We start from the raw sequence: 16,910 nt of genomic DNA, 5'->3' as shown, positions 1-16,910 counted from the left end.
TAAAGTTTATTAGATTATTAATTTCTATAAATTAAAATTAAACAATGGAATAAGACTTTTGCTGCTGGGAAGAACGCTGAGTCCCCCTTGGAAATGCAGTTGTTCCGGTTCGGGCAAGCTCTTTAATACCGTATGGTTTAATCAAGTCAATGAAAGCTTCGACTTTATCAGATTCTCCGGTTATTTGAATGGTCATGCTGTCCTTGCTTACATCAATAACCGAAGCCCTGAATGGCTCAATCAAAGAGTATATTTCATTCCTGGTGTATGGAACTGCCTGAACTTTGATGAGAGCAAGTTCTCTTGCAACAATTGACTGGTCAGTAATATCCGTTACTTTAATGACATCAATCTGCTTGTTTAATTGTTTGGTAATTTGTTCGCTGGCCCTATCATCCTCCACATGGACGACACAGGTTATTCTGGACATCCCTTCGTGTTCGGAAAGGCCGACAGAGATACTCTCTATATTAAAGTTTCTTTTTGAAAATAGATTTGTAATTCTGTTCAGGACGCCTGGTCTGTTCATAACAGTCAGGCAAATTACTCTTTTCATGGTTTAACACCTACCATTTCGTGAAGTCCTTTTCCAGGGGCAATCATTGGATATACATTTTCACCCTGATCGACTCTGAAGTCCAAAAGCACCGGTTCACGGCTATGAAGCACTTCATCTAAAATAGCTTCAGCCTCTTCTTCTGTTTGGATTACATAGCCTTTAATGTCGTATGCTTCCGCCAGTTTAACAAACGATGGCTGTACAGGAATTTTACTGTGTGAAAAGCGCGATTCATAAAAGATTTCCTGCCATTGGCGAACCATGCCGAGGGCCATATTATTTAAAATGACTATTTTCACAGGCAAGTTCAGTTCTTTTATGACTGCCAGCTCCTGAGTGGACATTTGAAAACCGCCATCTCCGCAAACAGCGAGCACACATGCTTCAGGATCGGCCAGTTGTGCACCTATGCTTGCAGGAAAGCCAAATCCCATAGTACCCAGACCGCCTGAGGTTACCCATCTGTCTGCTTTATTAAAGCGGTAATACTGGGCTGCCCACATTTGATGCTGTCCTACGTCTGTTACCACAATCGCATCTCCTCCAGTTTTGGAATGGAGCATTTCCATAACCTTTTGAGGCTTTAAACCTGCTGTTTCTTTCTCGTAGAAGTAAGGATATTCGTCCTGCCATTGCTGGATGGTTTCGATCCATTCTTTATGTGCTGGAGGTTTGCCATCCTGCTGGATCAGCTGCTCAAGGGCTTCTTTTGCATCTGCTACAATCGGGATGGAGGTTGGAACGTTTTTTCCGATTTCTGCAGGGTCGATATCAATATGGGCAACTGTTGCATTAGGTGCAAAATGATTTAGATTTCCTGTCAGCCTGTCATCAAACCGCGCACCAATATTTATCAGCAAATCACACTCTGTCAATCCCATATTGGCTGCATAGCAGCCGTGCATTCCTGCCATTCCGATGAACAGCGGATGATTAGCCGGGAATCCTCCAAGCCCTAGCAATGTATGGATAACCGGAATCTGCTGCTGCTCTGCGTACTCTTTTAACTCCCCGGAAGCCCTTGCATGCAGAACTCCCGCTCCTGCCAAAATCACAGGCTTTTTTGCTCTGCTAACTGCTTCTGTTAATTTGCGGATCTGCAAATAATTAGGCTTTAATGTTGGCTGGTACCCCGGTAAATTAACTTCCTGGTCATCTGGCGGCTCTGCTGCAGATGCTGCGATATCTTTAGGAACATCAATGAGTACCGGTCCAGGTCTTCCAGTTGAAGCTATATAAAAGGCTTCTTTTACTACTCTCGGTATATCTTCGATGCTGCGGATCTGATAGTTATATTTTGTGATAGGGGTTGTTATCCCGAGGATGTCCGCCTCCTGAAAGGCATCCGATCCAATAACGCCTGTTGCCACCTGGCCTGTAAAAACAATAAGAGGAAGTGAATCCATCATTGCATCCGCAAGTCCGGTTACAATATTTGTAGCTCCCGGTCCTGACGTGGCAATCACAACACCCGGCTTTCCTGAGATTCGGGCATATCCTTCGGCTGCATGAATTCCTCCCTGCTCATGGCGGGGTAAAACATGAAGAATTTTTGAATCATACAGCTTGTCGTAAATTGGAAGAACAGCTCCTCCCGGATAACCAAAAATCACTTCAACATTTTCTTTCTCCAAGGCTCTTAATAACAGATCTGCACCGGTAACCGATTCGGTCTCCGTTTTGGTTTCTGTTAAGGCAGCTTCCTGCAACATTTGTTGATAACCTCCTCTTGTTTTTTAATCCAATATAAAAAGCCCTTCCACCCCATACAAACCTATTGATTATAGGCTTAAGGGATGAAAAGGCTTTGATAACCTGTTCCACGGTACCACCCTGATTCACGCTTTAATGCGTGCACTCATGGATAGCAAAATTGCTATCCGTTTTGATAACGGGTGAAGCACACCCGGCAGCCCCTACTCGATGATCATCTTTCAGGCCTGCGCTCCGAGGTGAGTTCATTTTATGAGGGCATTGCCGGTTTTCAGCAGCTCCGGCTCTCTGTGAACGCCTTGTCATAAAACTACTTATCCTCTTCCACGCTTTTCCTATTTGTTTAAGTTATTTTTCAGCTTACGTGCGGAGCTGCCAGCGAGATTACCTTAATCCCTTCTGCTACAACCCGCTCCCTGAATTTCTCCAGGAGATTTTTTGTGTAACTTCCCGGAATGCCGTCACCTATTGTCCGGCCATCCACTTTTACAACTGCGATGACTTCCGCGGCAGTGCCGGTTAAGAAAACCTCATCAGCTGTGTACACATCATGCCTTGTAAAGGGTTCTTCCTTCACTTCATATCCAAGCTCTCTTGCTATATCGATAACAGCGTTTCTTGTGATTCCTTCCAATGCTCCGATATAACCAGGAGGAGTGTAGAATACCCCGTCCTTTATAATAAATACATTATCTGCCGAGCCTTCCGCTACATAGCCTTGATCATTTAGCATTAATGCTTCATTCACATTGGCAAGGCGTGCTTCAATTTTGACAAGAATATTATTCAAATAGTTCAGGGATTTTACTTTTGGGCTTAAAACATCGGGTCTGTTTCGCCGGGTTGCAACTGTTACAATTTCCAATCCTGTTTCGTAAAGATGTTTAGGGAAAATGGCCAAAGGCTCTACAATGATAACAACGTTGGCGCTCCTGCAGTTGTTTGGATCCAGACCAAGATCGCCGACTCCTCTTGACACCACTATTCGAATATAAGCACTTTCATGCTGGTTTCGTTCAACCGTTTTTACCACCAGGTCAGTGAACTCTTCTTGTGTATACGGAATGTTAAGCATAATTGACTTTGCTGATCGATACAGGCGATCCATATGCTCTTTCATTCTAAAAATATTTCCGCTGTAAACCCTGATACCTTCAAAAACTCCATCGCCATAAAGAAAACCATGGTCATAAACAGAAATTTTCGCGTTTTCTTTTGTGACGAATTCTCCGTTTAAAAAGATCCACTGTTCAGGCACGAAAAACACCTCTCACTAAATACAAATAATTTAACACTTTAAACCGCTGAATTTTTAGCTTAAAAAAATCTGCAATTTTCTTTACAGAATATTTTAATTTTGCTTCTGCGATTCTGTTTAATTCAGGTTTTGATTTCTTATATTGAGGACTATCTTACGCCCATTTTGAACAGTCGTCAACACCCTTTTTATGAATTATTTGATAATTTAGATTAATAGGTTTAGCTGTATCCGCTTACAATGTTGATATATTCACATTCCATGAGAAAAAAATTTTTTAAAAAATTTTATAATCAGCAGGGATCCCAGATAATTTTGCAGGAGGAGAGCTAGAGGATTTTTAGGGCACAAAAAAACTCACCAAAATGGTGAGTAAAATTCGGTAAGATATGTAGTGTTGCTAGGTGTGTAAATGGCGTCCCAGGAGAGATTCGAACTCCCGACCGACGGCTTAGAAGGCCGTTGCTCTATCCTGCTGAGCTACTGGGACATATAATATAATAATTACTGTCTCTTTTGGAGAAAGATTATCTCAAAGACAAGTTTTATTATATTAGACAAACAATCCGAAGTCAATACTTTTATTGAATTTTTTTGTGTTTGAGGGAAGCCTTGCTCCCCTCAGTTATTATAATCAAGTTATTCCTTTTTTGCCAGTGAAAATTTTTGAGAAAGACCGGGCATTTTCCCCGTGGCTAAATCATAAACCTCAAGGGTAATATCTCTTTGCTTAGTCTCCAGGATTATATATGTTTTTTCTCTTCTTCCCCTTGGCAGCCTGATACTTCCAGGATTAATAAATAAAGTGTTATCCACCATTTCAGCTCCCAGATAATGCGAATGACCAAAACATACAATATCCGCTTCCATTTCACGTGCGCGGTAGGAGAGATTCATTAGTGTAGACTTTACAGAATACCTATGGCCATGTGTAACAAACAGGCGCAGCCCTTCAACTTCTTCAAAACGATCTTCCGGGAATCCTGTCTCAAAGTCACAATTTCCTCTTACTGCAGAGTACCCTTTAATAGATTCGTCATCAGCTTGCAGTTCCGAATCTCCGCAATGAATCAAAAGATCCATCCCAGCATGCTTGTCACGGATTTGCTTCAGTTCGGAAGTTAGGCCATGGCTGTCGCTCAGAATAAGTATTTTCATGCTTTTTCATTTCCAGAAAGAAAAGCAGGGAGAAGCTCTTCAAGCTTTTTTAGCGCCTTTGCTCGATGACTGATTTGGCTTTTATCTTCAGGCTTTAGCTCTGCCATTGCTTTTCCTTTCTCCTCCGCAAAGAAGATAGGATCATAGCCAAACCCATGAGTGCCTCTTTTATCTCTTAAGATAGAGCCTTCGCAGGTCCCTGCAACTGTTAATGTTTCTTTTCCAGGTGCAGCAATTGCCAGCGCGCAGTAAAATCTCGCCTGGCGGCTGTTATCGGGTGTGTTCTCCATCTCCTTCAAAACTTTGTCCATGTTTTTCTGGTCGTTTTTCTCTTCACCCGCATAACGCGCAGAAAAAATGCCAGGCCTGCCTTCCAGCGCGTCTATCATCAGTCCTGAATCATCAGCAATGACCATTCTTCTGAACGCATTGGAAACAGTTTCTGCTTTTAAAATGGCATTCTCTTCAAAGGTGGTGCCGGTTTCTTCTACATCTTGAAAGTCATGATAGTCCAATAAAGTTTTGACCTCATAGCCAAGAGGCTTGAACATCCGCTCAAACTCCCTTGCTTTGCCTGTATTTTTAGTAGCGATTATAACTTCTTGCATCCTACGCCTTCCCCTCCAGCTTTTCTCTTTTGTTAATAATGCTTGTTGTGATTTTCTCTCCAAGTACAGCCTTTTGGTGTTCAAACAGCTCCGAGATGCCCCCCTGGGCAGCATTTAATAATTCCTGAAGCTGTGAATAAGAAAATGTCGCCTCTTCCCCTGTACCCTGAAGCTCTACAAATTCTCCGTTTCCTGTCATGACCACATTCATGTCCACCTGTGCTGAAGAGTCCTCAATATAATTCAAGTCTACTACAGCCTGCTTATTATCGAGAATACCCACACTTGTAGCAGCAAGAAAATCATTTACCGGGTATTGGGGAAGCTTTTTATTGGTGTAAAGCTTGTCCATTGCCTGTGCCATTGCAATGAATGCACCTGTAATAGATGCTGTCCGTGTGCCTCCGTCGGCCTGTATGACGTCACAATCCAGCCAGACTGTTCTTTCTCCAAGTGCCTCCAAATCGACAACAGCACGAAGGGCACGGCCGATCAGGCGCTGGATTTCCATTGTTCTTCCGGAAATTTTGCCTTTTGCCGCTTCTCTGATATTTCTCTGTTCTGTAGCTCTTGGCAGCATCGAATATTCAGCTGTTATCCAGCCTTTTCCCTGGCCCCTCATAAATGGCGGCACTCTCTCATCGATACTAGCTGTACAAATCACCTTTGTATCTCCTACTGTAATTAGGACAGAGCCCTCGGGATGCTTTAAGTATTCTGTTTCAATATGTATAGGCCTGAGCTGCATTGGTTCACGTCCATCTGCACGCAAAGCTGATTCCCCCTTTAATATCCATTGGATATCCATTGATTCGTTTTAAACAGGAAAGCTTCCCTTTTCTGCATAAAAAGTATGTAATCTTTGAAGGGATCTGCAATTTAAATTCGCAGTCCGTTTTTCTGCAACAAAGAAGAGGCGGCAATAAATGCCTACCTCTTTTTCCTGTTACTTTATAGTATAACAAAATCCGCCTTTTTAAAAACTTCCTGTATTCACATTTTCAGGACGTGTTACTGGCTCCGTTAACTTTTCCCCGTTCTCATTCACAATTTCTGCTTTTCCATCAACTGTGACAGCAACGCTCTCGATCCCTTTTTGTTCAGTTAAAGAGAGGACAAGGGCATTCAACAGATGCTGGGAGATCATTTTTTCTTCAAAACTGCTAAACACGTTTTCGTTAAAGTTAAGAGTGACTTTTCCATCCTCCACTTTTGGATCTTCAAGCAGCTGAACATCCGGCAGGAAGTCTGTTACCAGATTGGAAGCATAGTTTGGCCCTTTAACCAATTCGTTTACAACAGCTTCGACTTTGTTTTCCATTTTATTGCTTACACGTTTTGTGACAGGAACATAATAATAGTTTTCTTCATCCCCGCCAAGGTAGTACACTGTAACCGGTTTTGTATTGGTTATATCAACTACTTCTGTCGTGTCCATGTTAATTCCATTGGCTCTGCTTAATGATGCAGCAATCGGCGTTCCATTTACAGGCATTTCTTTTAATTCATGCCCATTCAAGGTAAGCTTTACTTTATCAATGGCATCAAATTGCGTAAGCGTCCAAGTAACAGATTGAAGAATCTTCATTTCATCTTCTGGAGCGTATTCCTGAAACTCCTTGGAGAAGTCCACAGTAGCAACTTTATCCTTAATATTGACTGAAACCTTTGTATCAGCTGGAAGGACTGCTCTGAAGTCATTAGGAAGCAGGTCGGTTACAGGGCCGTTTTCTACCAAGTATTCCAAAGCCTGTGTAGCAACTGAATTTGTTTTCGGAAGCTCTAGCGTCTGTGGGACAACATAACCATTTTTATCAATTAAATAAAGCTCTGTTTGAAGATTTGCTACCACACCATCTTCGTTCTCTGCTGTTTCCATTTCTGTGCCGTTTGTTTCTTCAGCTACCTTTTCTCCTTCATCAGAATATGTCACTTCTTTTGGCGGATCTACTTTTTCCTTTCCCTGGCTTCCAAATAATCCGCAGCCTGATAATAAAACTGATGAAACGAGAACAGCTGAAACTATAGTCGATTTTTTATTTATAGACATATTTAATCCCCCCTGAGACAGTTTGTACTACATGTATACGAGCCTATCTGTAATTTAGACCGCCTTTCGGGAGAAAAGTGTTAATAGATTTTTGACAAATTTGGACAAACCGCTTGATTCGGGCATCGATAACTGCCCATCTCTACTTTAATTTCAACCTCGGAATCTTCAATTTTTACGAACTGAGCAGGCTCAGGTTCCTCCTTTCACGGTTTAGCCAAAAATTAATTATAGGGAAAACCCAAACTGTAAAAATAGCAGCCAAACAAAAAGAAGCCCCAAATTAGAGCTTCTCTCCCTTTTGCTATTTTTGTTCCTGCAGCTCGTTCTTAACCAGCACAGCTTTTATTTTAAAATAATCGATTTCTTCAGGAAGTTCTTCCTTAATCGGCTTAAGCTTGTCCCTTCCGACTTTCTCCACCGCTTCCATGATCAGCTTTTCTTCTGTACCATCAAAAATTTCAGACCATATAACTGTATTGCCTTCTTTTATGGACCGGAGTATATGTTCCTGGATCGTTATCAGTGAAAAGTTTCGCTTTTTGGCTATTTCGCTAATTGGTACTCCATCCTTATAAAATTCAAATGAAATCAGGTAACTGGGGCGGTCATCCAGAGGCTCCTCAATCTCTGCCGATTTTTCGGACTTAACAGGGACAGACTTAATATTATGTTCCTCAACAAAGCTTTTAATTTCGTCGATAAAGTACTCACCATACTTATCAAACTTCATTTGCCCAACGCCTTTAATGTTTAGCATCATTTCCTCGTTAATAGGGAAGCAGCTGCTCATTTCTTTCAATGTAGTATCGGCAAACACAACATATGGCGGGACTTTTTCCTCGTCTGCAAGCTTTTTTCTTAAATTGCGTAAAACTGAGAATAGTTCATCATTTTCTTCTGTTTCCTTCATAAGATCAGGCTCTTTTATTTTCATAGCGATTTTTTCCTGTCCCTTTAAAACCGGAACCGCATTTGCTGAAAGCTTTACAGTTGGAAACTTTCCGTCCGTTAAAGCTAAAAAGCCTTCAGCAAGCAGGTAATTCATAATGTCTGCAATCTCTTTTTCCTTACGGTTTTTTAATAACCCGAATGTGGATAGCTGATTAAAGTTCATTTCGCGGATTCTTTTATTATGGGATCCTCTTAAAACCTGAGCGGTTAATGTAATCCCGAACCTCTCTCCCATCCGTTTAATGCACGAAAATATCATTAAAGCTTCCTGTGTAATATCTATGCTTTTACGTTCATCCAAACAGCTGCTGCATTTTCCGCAGCTGAACGATTCTGCATTCTCATCAAAGTATTCAATGATATAAGACTGAAGGCATTTTTCTGTATGGCAATAATTCACCATTTCCTTTAATTTGCTGTATTCCTGCTCCATTTTGTGACGATCCAAATTGCTTTCTTCTATTAGGAACTTTTGGAGTTGAATATCCTGCGGAGCAAACAGCAAATAGCACATGCTCTCCTCTCCGTCTCTTCCCGCTCTCCCTGCTTCCTGATAATAGGCTTCAATATTGCGGGGCAGATTATAGTGGATAACATATCTGACATTGGATTTGTCAATCCCCATCCCAAACGCATTTGTAGCAATCATGATTTCCGCTTCATCATAAACAAACGCATCTTGGGCTTTTTTTCGATCTTCTTCCTTTAAACCGGCATGGTATTTCGCAACAGAATAGCTCTTTCCTTTTAAAAATTGATGAAGCTGGTCTGTTTCCCTGCGGCTGGAAGTATAGATGATGCCCGCTTCATTTTTGTGTTTTTCAAGGCATTGAATAATAAAATCTCTTTTATTAACACCCTTCATTACTTGAAAAGCCAGGTTTTCCCGTGCAAAACCGGTAAGAAAAGTATCTTCCTCGCCAATATTTAATAGTCTTCGAATATCATCCGCCACATCACGTGTCGCGGTTGCTGTCAATGCAGCGACCACAGGTTTCTGATTCAGGCTGCCAAGCTGGCTGACAACAGAACGGTAGCTTGGCCTGAAATCATGGCCCCATTGCGAAATGCAATGGGCCTCATCAAAAACAATTTCACTTATAGGCACTTCATTTAACAGCTCTAAAAACGCATGTGAATCGAACCGTTCCGGCGCGACATAAACAAGCTTATATTCGCCATGACGTATTCCAGCCATTATGTTTTGGTACTCATCAGCAGACAATGAACTGTTGATATAAGCAGCAGGGATTCCAGCAGTCAATAGGGCATCTACCTGATCTTTCATTAAAGAGATTAACGGAGAAATGACGATGGCCGTTCCGGGGAGTACAAGAGCGGGAATTTGGAAACAGATTGACTTTCCGCCTCCTGTCGGAAGAATTCCTAGGGTATTGGTTTGTCCAATAATATTTTGGATTATCTCCTTTTGTCCTGGCCGGAATGAGGTATATCCAAAATACTCATTCAAATAGTTTTCAGCTTGTGCCAGCAAATCGATCACCAACTCAATTAATTTTTTGTATTTCACATTTCATGATACCAAAGCTTTCTTTGGATTGTAACCTTAAAGAGAATCGAAAAACACCTTCTGTAATAAATCGATCAGAAGGTGTTTGCAAGGACTTTGTTAAAGCGTAATTTTTTCTGCTTTATTCACAGGTATTTTAAGCCATTTGGATGCAATTTTTGAAAAAATCGCAGTGGATCCTGTTGTAAAAAATTTATATTCGGGTTCTTCAAGGATTTCCTTCAGTAATCCGTGATGATGGAGAATGGTACTTGCTTCCCTTGCGGTTTCTTCACCAGAACTAATTACCTTTACGTCTCTTCCCATAACATTTTTAATAATCGGCTCTAAAAGAGGATAATGTGTACATCCAAGAATAAGCGTATCCATTCCTCTGCCTTTTAAGGGGTATAGTGTTTCAGCCACTATTTTTTTAGCAACAGGCCCTTCATATTCCCCGCTTTCAACAAGCGGAACAAACTTTGGACATGCGAGACTGTGAACGATCGATTTGCTGTTAATTTGAATCAAGGCTTTTTCATAGGCTCCGCTCTTGACCGTACCTTCCGTTCCGATAACACCGATTGTATTGTTTTGCGTTACTTTAATTGCCGATCTTGCACCAGGAAAAATAACACCAATAACAGGGATGGACAGTTCCCGGCGAATTTCCTCGAGCGCTACTGCTGTAGCTGTATTGCATGCGATTACAAGCATCTTAATATTTTTTCCTAATAAAAATTGAGTCATTTGCCATGTAAAAGCTTTAACCTCATCTCCACTGCGGGGGCCGTAGGGACAGCGGGCCGTGTCACCGAGGTAAACAATATCTTCATTTGGCAGCTGCCGCATAATTTCTTTCGCGACAGTTAAGCCTCCAACTCCGGAGTCAATAATTCCTATAGGTTCTTTCAAACGTACCGCCTCATTCTATGCGCATATCTTGATGTAACTTCATTAAGTTATCTTTAAGGAACAATACCTCTTCGTTTGTGAAGTCCTTTAGAACTTCTTTCAAGTATTCCTGCCTCTTCTTAATAACCTCTTCAATAATCCGTTCGCCTTCTTCCAACAGTTGGATACGGACTACTCTCCTATCGTTTGGATCTTTGACTCTTTTTACCAGATTGTTCTTTTCCATGCGGTCAACCAGGTCTGTTGTCGTGCTGCAGGCAAGGTACATTTTATTTGAGAGCTCGCCTATTGTCATATCGCCTTCTTCAAAAAGCCATTGCAAGGCTACGAATTGCGGCGGTGTGATTGTAAAATCACTTAAGATTTCCCGTCCTTTTTGCTTGATAATACCGGATATGTATCTTAGGTCTTTTTCTATGTCAGCCACAACATCATGTATTTCATTTGTTTTAGGATCTTCAAGCTTCATTCATAAACACTCCCATTTCAGCTTTTACGATTTAAAGAAAAGCGCTAGGCACCCGCCTATTGGCTAAAGGACTCAAACAGATGGATGGTGCCCAGAACTAAACATTATCGAAATTAAGATACTATATACTCTTTAAATAAAGGTTAATTTTTTGCCCTTGTGCATTTATTTTCACCTTTTTCGGCACAAATTTCAAGACAGAAATAAATCCCTGCCTTAAAAACCCCATATAAAAGTGTTAACCGGCATCCCAGAAGGATAGCCGGTCTAGATTAAAGTTCTAGCTCTCCCATTCGAAGGAGCTCTACAACAGCTTGTGAACGCCCCTTTACACCAAGCTTTTGCATGGCATTGGAAATGTGGTTCCGAACCGTTTTTTCGCTTATAAACAATTCACCAGCGATTTCCCTTGTTGTTTTGTCTTGTACTAACAATTCGAATACTTCTCTTTCTCGTTTGGTGAGTAACGGCTTGTGAGTATATTCATTCTCCTTCAAGTATTGTAACCCTCCTTGCCTTTCGCCAGCTATGAACCGCGGGATGGGTATATATTTAGTCACCATATCATATGTCAGCAAAAGTGCTGAAGTGACTATATTTACATAAAGGAGAAAGTTATTTTAAAAAATATGTCTTTGAGCCGCTAGGCTCGTACTTTCACTCCGCTCTTCAGCAATTCTTTCATCTCTTCAGTCCACGGGACACCTTTGCCGGTCTTCTTGGATATCTGCACCATCGTCCCTCTGCCAGCAAAACAAATTGATCCATCTGGTTTCTTGCCCATATAGTGTAGATCGACAGAAGAATTTCCGATGGCAGCAGCCTTGACATATATTTTGATCTCTTCATCAAAGAATACCTGACTTAAAAAATCGCATTGAAGGTCCGCAACAACCGGGATTGTTTCGTTATCTGGTTTTACCCAATCCTGCATAAATCCTTTGCTTTTAAAGAATTCAATCCTCGCTTCTTCATAATATGTGAATGGAACAGTATTGTTCAAATGTCCAAACATATCTGTTTCAGAAAAGCGCACCTTAACGGGATGAAAAAAGATGAATTCTTCTTCCCATGTTTTAAAATCGTCTATATAGTTTAATTTTCCCATGGTGTTTCCTCCCGGTTTTATGAATGAGCATTCACTCTGTTTTATTTTATTATAGTGTTTTTCGAATTATTTGAAAACCCTTCAGCCCCGATTGAAAAGGTAATGACTCTAAATTAATTCAGCACGTTGATTTCCGTTGCAACTCAACGAAACAACGGGGCTACCGACGCTCCTCGACGTTCTGCGTCTGCGGGGTCTCCCTTGGTATGCTGCTCCCGCAGGACATTGAATAAGCATCCTCGAATGAACACCGCATGAAGAAAGTGCGATAGCATTTTCGAGGATCGCACCTTCCACTCCAATCAGCTCAGTGATTAAATTTAGTTAGCGGCCCAAAGAAACAAATGATAAAAATACAGCCTAAAAAACCCCTCTCCAAAAGGAAAGGGGTTTTCTGTAATGTTAAATCTGGTCGCTTCCAAAGAAGTTTTTGAAAGACTGGAATGTTGTATCACGGTTAAGTGCCGCAATGGAAGTTGTTAAAGGAATGCCTTTCGGGCAGGACTGTACACAGTTCTGCGAGTTACCGCAATTGGCAAGTCCGCCATCACCCATGATTTGCTCCAGGCGTTCCGCTTTATTCATTTCTCCAGTTGGATGAGCATTGAATAAACGAACTTGTGATAAAGGTGCTGGTCCAATGAAATCGGATTTGCTGTTAACATTTGGACAAGCTTCAAGACATACTCCGCAAGTCATGCATTTTGACAGCTCATAAGCCCATTGACGTTTTCTTTCAGGCATACGAGGTCCTGGTCCCAAATCATAAGTTCCGTCGATAGGAATCCATGCCTTAACTTTTTTCAAAGAATCGAACATACGGCTTCTGTCTACCTGCAAGTCACGGACTACAGGGAAGGTACGCATTGGCTCAAGTCGGATTGGCTGTTCAAGCTGGTCCACAAGTGCAGTACATGATTGGCGCGGCTTGCCATTAATCACCATAGAACAAGCTCCGCAAACCTCTTCAAGGCAGTTCATATCCCAGGAAATCGGTGTAGTCATTTCACCTTTTACATTAACCGGATTACGGCGGATTTCCATAAGAGCAGAAATAACGTTCATATTTGGACGGTAGCCAAGCTCAAACTCTTCCTGATAAGGGGCTGAATCAGGAGTATCCTGGCGGCTGATTATAAAACGGACAGTTTTAGCTTTAGTTTCTTGCATTGTTTAGTTCTCCCCTTTCTTTTTGGAATAATCACGCTTACGCGGTTTAATTAAACTTACGTCAACATCTTCATAATGGAATTCAGGAGCGGAATTTGCATCTACAAACTTCGCCATTGTTGTTTTAAGGAATTCCTCATCATTCCGCTCAGGGAAATCAGGCTTATAGTGGGCACCGCGGCTTTCATTACGGTTATATGCACCGATTGTAATAACGCGTGCCAATTGAAGCATATTCTGCAATTGGCGGGTAAAGCTTGCTCCCTGGTTGCTCCACTTCGCCGTATCGTTAATGTTGATGTTCTTATATCGCTCCATAAGCTCAACAATTTTTTCATCGGTCTTTAGAAGCCTGTCATTATGGCGAACAACTGTTACATTATCAGTCATCCATTCTCCAAGCTCTTTATGAAGGACATAGGCATTCTCTGTGCCATCAAGAGACATAATATTGTTCCACTTTTCTTCTTCCTGTTTAACATAACGGTCAAATAATGATGAAGGAAATCTTCAGCACTCTTATCCAAACCGCTGATGTATTTTACTGCATTTGGGCCGGCAACCATACCGCCATAAATGGCCGAAAGAAGAGAGTTGGCACCTAAACGGTTTGCACCGTGCTGTGAATAATCACACTCACCTGCAGCGAACAAGCCAGGAATGTTTGTCATTTGGTCATAGTCAACCCATAGACCGCCCATGGAATAATGGACTGCAGGGAAGATTTTCATTGGAACCTTACGAGGGTCTTCACCCTGGAATTTCTCATAAATTTCAATGATTCCGCCAAGCTTAATATCAAGTTCCTTAGGGTCTTTATGGGAAAGATCCAGGTAAACCATGTTCTCCCCATTAATACCAAGCTTTTGGTTAACGCACACGTCAAAGATTTCACGTGTAGCAATATCACGTGGCACCAGGTTTCCATAGGCAGGATATTTTTCCTCAAGGAAGTACCAAGGTTTACCATCTTTATATGTCCAAACTCGTCCACCTTCACCGCGGGCTGATTCACTCATAAGGCGGAGCTTATCATCTCCCGGAATGGCAGTTGGATGGATTTGAATAAATTCTCCATTTGCATAATAAACACCTTGCTGATAAACGATCGAAGCAGCTGAGCCAGTGTTAATGACAGAGTTAGTTGATTTACCGAAAATAATCCCCGGTCCGCCCGAAGCCATAATAACTGCATCTGCAGCAAAGGATTTGATTTCCATTGAAGTCAGGTTCTGGGCAACAACACCTTTACAAGCTCCATCATCATCGATCACTACCCCTAAGAATTCCCATCCTTCATACTTTGTTACCAATCCGGCAACTTCATGGCGGCGGACCTGCTCGTCCATCGCATAAAGCAGCTGCTGGCCAGTTGTAGCACCAGCGAATGCTGTACGGTGATGCTGTGTTCCACCAAAGCGGCGGAAGTCAAGTAATCCTTCAGGTGTACGGTTAAACATAACACCCATTCGGTCAAATAAATGAATGATTCCTGGTGCAGCTTCTGCCATTGCTTTAACAGGCGGCTGGTTTGCCAAAAAGTCACCGCCATAGATTGTATCGTCAAAATGAATATAAGGAGAATCTCCTTCTCCTTTTGTATTTACTGCTCCGTTAATACCGCCCTGGGCACAAACAGAGTGAGAACGTTTAACCGGCACTAACGAAAATAATTCAACCGGAGTCCCTGATTCTGCAACTTTAATTGTCGCCATTAAACCGGCTAATCCGCCGCCGACAACTATTACCTTTCCTTTACCCATCGTGACTCACTCCCTTAATCCTAATACTAAGAAAAGCGCAAGGCGCCCGCTTATCGGCGATAATTCCCTGAAGCCGATAGCTCCTTTTCCTAAAAGCTGCCGCTTTTAGCCGAGCCCAGATTATGCTAAGCAAAGCTTGCCTTGTGGAGCTAGACAGCTGCCTAACTTCAAAGCTTATATTTCTTATTTTTAATATCCGAACATAGTCTCATAGTGTTTTAATGTCTATTAAATGAATGCTGTAAGCGCACGTACGCCAACAATAGAAAGTGCGATAAAAATACCGATCGTTACATAAGTTGAAATAACCTGAGAACGAGGTGATACTGTAATTCCCCAGCTTACTAGGAATGACCAAAGGCCATTAGCGAAGTGGAAAATCGCAGAAATAACGCCAATAATATAGAACCAGAACATAAATGGATTTGATAGGATGTTCTCCATCATCTGAAAGTTAACATCTGCTCCAAAAGCGGCCTGCACACGAGTTTCCCAAACGTGCCAAGCAACAAATACCAATGTAATAACACCCGTTACACGCTGGAGCATAAACATCCAGTTGCGGAAGAATCCAAATCTGCTCGTATTATTTTTCGCAGTAAAAGCAATATAAAGACCATAAATTGCATGGAACAACAAAGGTAAATAAATAACAAACGTTTCAAGGAAAATCCTGAATGGAAGACTTTCCATAAAATGCGCAGCATTATTAAAAGATTCCTCTCCCCCTGTTGCAAAATGGTTCACTACAAGGTGCTGAACTAAAAACAGCCCAACTGGTATAACCCCAAGTAATGAATGCAATCTGCGATTAAAAAACTCTCGATTACCTGCCATAAACTTTCCCCCCTGATTTGTAAAAAATGATGCTGAGCCCCCGCTCAGGACATCATCTCGAAAATGTTATTCATTTTCTTACAATTATGTGACATGTCCATTTTACTCCCAAGATAATAGAGCGTCAAGAAAACGGATACATAAAATGTTCCATATTAAAAAAATTTTTAAAAAATATTAATAGCTTTAAATCAGTCATCAATACGCTTTCAGCCTGGCTGAACTTCAAAGCCTCGCATATATTAAAATAGTAATATTTTCTGTGCAAATCGTTCTATTTTTTCTTGAATGGATATTAAAACCCTCTGCATATTGTATATAATAGAATAATAGAAAGAGGGGAGACTATTGAGCGAATTAGCATCTGCGAAATCCACTAACGAAGATCATATACAGTCAGTCCCGGTATTCGGATATGAACTAATCCGGGAAGTGCTGCTTCGTGACCTATTAGGCAATGAAGCACCTGAAATTTTATATTGGGCCGGCAAAAGGCTTGCACGCAAATATCCTCTTGGTTCAGCCGAACATATTGCCGAGTTTTTCCATAACGCCGGCTGGGGAAACCTTTCAATTAAAAATGAAACAAAGCACGAAGTTGAAATGGAATTATCCAGCCCCCTGATCGCCGACCGATGCAAAAAGAATGATGGCTGCACCTTTCAGCTTGAAGCTGGGTTTATAGCCCAGCAAATAGAATTTCAGAAGGATGTCATTTGCGAAGCCTTTGAACATCCACGCAAAAAAACCGGAAAAATCCAAATCACAGTAAAATGGGATAAAAAAGATGCTTCCGTGTGATTTCATTTATGTTTGGGCAAAAAGCTTTCAAAAAGTT

The 16,910-nt window shown here is 41.5% G+C and carries 15 protein-coding genes, 1 tRNA gene, 1 pseudogene and 1 other annotated feature; of the genes and pseudogenes, 1 reads left to right on the top strand and 16 read right to left on the bottom strand.

The features are described from left to right. Positions 1-37: 37 nt before the first annotated feature. The 16 genes and pseudogenes from ilvN to AC3ZVC_RS09920 form a co-directional block, all read right to left on the bottom strand. Positions 38-556 (bottom strand): acetolactate synthase small subunit, encoded by a 519-nt coding sequence (gene ilvN / locus AC3ZVC_RS09995; RefSeq protein WP_110067439.1) that lies wholly within the window; start codon positions 554-556, stop codon positions 38-40. Beyond that, positions 553-2,271: an acetolactate synthase large subunit gene (gene ilvB, locus AC3ZVC_RS09990; protein ID WP_490068197.1), complete on the bottom strand. Its 1,719-nt coding sequence runs from the start codon at positions 2,269-2,271 to the stop codon at positions 553-555. Before ilvB ends, ilvN begins: the two co-directional genes overlap by 4 nt. 77 nt (positions 2,272-2,348) lie before the next feature. Further along, positions 2,349-2,608, bottom strand: a binding site (T-box leader). 19 nt (positions 2,609-2,627) lie between these two features. Continuing rightward, positions 2,628-3,530, bottom strand: a complete 903-nt coding sequence (gene ilvE, locus AC3ZVC_RS09985) for a branched-chain-amino-acid transaminase (protein ID WP_490068195.1) — start codon at positions 3,528-3,530, stop codon at positions 2,628-2,630. A gap of 413 nt (positions 3,531-3,943) precedes the next feature. Further along, a tRNA-Arg gene (locus AC3ZVC_RS09980) sits at positions 3,944-4,020 on the bottom strand. Positions 4,021-4,169: 149 nt separating this feature from the next. Next, a complete protein-coding gene (locus AC3ZVC_RS09975) occupies positions 4,170-4,688 on the bottom strand; it encodes a metallophosphoesterase (protein ID WP_490068194.1) in 519 nt (172 codons plus the stop codon). Continuing rightward, entirely contained in the window at positions 4,685-5,296 is a 612-nt protein-coding gene (locus tag AC3ZVC_RS09970) for an XTP/dITP diphosphatase (protein WP_490068193.1), read from the bottom strand. The genes AC3ZVC_RS09975 and AC3ZVC_RS09970 overlap by 4 nt, the downstream gene beginning before the upstream one ends. A 1-nt stretch (position 5,297) precedes the next feature. After that, positions 5,298-6,068, bottom strand: coding sequence for a ribonuclease PH (gene rph / locus AC3ZVC_RS09965; protein WP_490068192.1), 771 nt, complete (start codon positions 6,066-6,068; stop codon positions 5,298-5,300). A 204-nt stretch (positions 6,069-6,272) separates the two neighbouring features. Beyond that, positions 6,273-7,346, bottom strand: coding sequence for a GerMN domain-containing protein (locus AC3ZVC_RS09960; protein WP_490068191.1), 1,074 nt, complete (start codon positions 7,344-7,346; stop codon positions 6,273-6,275). A gap of 304 nt (positions 7,347-7,650) precedes the next feature. After that, positions 7,651-9,795, bottom strand: a complete 2,145-nt coding sequence (gene recQ / locus AC3ZVC_RS09955) for a DNA helicase RecQ (RefSeq protein ID WP_490068884.1) — start codon at positions 9,793-9,795, stop codon at positions 7,651-7,653. Between the two features lie 135 nt (positions 9,796-9,930). Next, the gene (racE, locus tag AC3ZVC_RS09950; protein WP_490068190.1) at positions 9,931-10,725 is read right to left on the bottom strand and encodes a glutamate racemase; all 795 of its coding nucleotides are present in this window, start codon (positions 10,723-10,725) and stop codon (positions 9,931-9,933) included. Positions 10,726-10,735: 10 nt separating this feature from the next. Then, on the bottom strand, positions 10,736-11,194 hold the full coding sequence (locus AC3ZVC_RS09945) for a MarR family winged helix-turn-helix transcriptional regulator (protein WP_214725048.1): 459 nt from the start codon (positions 11,192-11,194) through the stop codon (positions 10,736-10,738). Positions 11,195-11,466: 272 nt separating this feature from the next. Continuing rightward, complete coding sequence (locus tag AC3ZVC_RS09940; RefSeq protein ID WP_009333184.1) at positions 11,467-11,691, bottom strand: helix-turn-helix domain-containing protein; 225 nt, start codon at positions 11,689-11,691, stop codon at positions 11,467-11,469. A gap of 146 nt (positions 11,692-11,837) precedes the next feature. Continuing rightward, on the bottom strand, positions 11,838-12,302 hold the full coding sequence (locus AC3ZVC_RS09935) for an acyl-CoA thioesterase (RefSeq protein WP_490068189.1): 465 nt from the start codon (positions 12,300-12,302) through the stop codon (positions 11,838-11,840). Positions 12,303-12,704: 402 nt separating this feature from the next. Continuing rightward, entirely contained in the window at positions 12,705-13,472 is a 768-nt protein-coding gene (sdhB, locus tag AC3ZVC_RS09930; protein ID WP_214725052.1) for a succinate dehydrogenase iron-sulfur subunit, read from the bottom strand. Positions 13,473-13,475: 3 nt separating this feature from the next. Further along, positions 13,476-15,235: pseudogene (gene sdhA, locus AC3ZVC_RS09925) on the bottom strand (succinate dehydrogenase flavoprotein subunit). A gap of 228 nt (positions 15,236-15,463) precedes the next feature. Continuing rightward, the gene (locus AC3ZVC_RS09920) at positions 15,464-16,072 is read right to left on the bottom strand and encodes a succinate dehydrogenase cytochrome b558 subunit (protein WP_214725056.1); all 609 of its coding nucleotides are present in this window, start codon (positions 16,070-16,072) and stop codon (positions 15,464-15,466) included. A 348-nt stretch (positions 16,073-16,420) separates the two neighbouring features. Between AC3ZVC_RS09920 and AC3ZVC_RS09915 the strand changes: the two genes are divergently transcribed. After that, the gene (locus AC3ZVC_RS09915) at positions 16,421-16,873 is read left to right on the top strand and encodes a YslB family protein (RefSeq protein ID WP_490068188.1); all 453 of its coding nucleotides are present in this window, start codon (positions 16,421-16,423) and stop codon (positions 16,871-16,873) included. The last annotated feature ends 37 nt before the right edge of the window (positions 16,874-16,910 follow it).

The sequence above is a fragment of the Cytobacillus sp. C11.1 genome (assembly GCF_058145115.1).
This window is presented reverse-complemented; position numbering and strand designations above follow the sequence as displayed.

What these genes read in the sequence shown, in the direction of transcription:
- AC3ZVC_RS09935 (WP_490068189.1), bottom strand. Translation starts at nt 12,302, where the DNA reads ATGGGAAAATTAAACTATATAGACGATTTTAAAACATGGGAAGAAGAA.
- ilvB (WP_490068197.1), bottom strand. Translation starts at nt 2,271, where the DNA reads ATGTTGCAGGAAGCTGCCTTAACAGAAACCAAAACGGAGACCGAATCG.
- AC3ZVC_RS09975 (WP_490068194.1), bottom strand. Translation starts at nt 4,688, where the DNA reads ATGAAAATACTTATTCTGAGCGACAGCCATGGCCTAACTTCCGAACTG.
- AC3ZVC_RS09920 (WP_214725056.1), bottom strand. Translation starts at nt 16,072, where the DNA reads ATGGCAGGTAATCGAGAGTTTTTTAATCGCAGATTGCATTCATTACTT.
- ilvN (WP_110067439.1), bottom strand. Translation starts at nt 556, where the DNA reads ATGAAAAGAGTAATTTGCCTGACTGTTATGAACAGACCAGGCGTCCTG.
- sdhB (WP_214725052.1), bottom strand. Translation starts at nt 13,472, where the DNA reads ATGCAAGAAACTAAAGCTAAAACTGTCCGTTTTATAATCAGCCGCCAG.
- AC3ZVC_RS09945 (WP_214725048.1), bottom strand. Translation starts at nt 11,194, where the DNA reads ATGAAGCTTGAAGATCCTAAAACAAATGAAATACATGATGTTGTGGCT.
- AC3ZVC_RS09970 (WP_490068193.1), bottom strand. Translation starts at nt 5,296, where the DNA reads ATGCAAGAAGTTATAATCGCTACTAAAAATACAGGCAAAGCAAGGGAG.
- AC3ZVC_RS09960 (WP_490068191.1), bottom strand. Translation starts at nt 7,346, where the DNA reads ATGTCTATAAATAAAAAATCGACTATAGTTTCAGCTGTTCTCGTTTCA.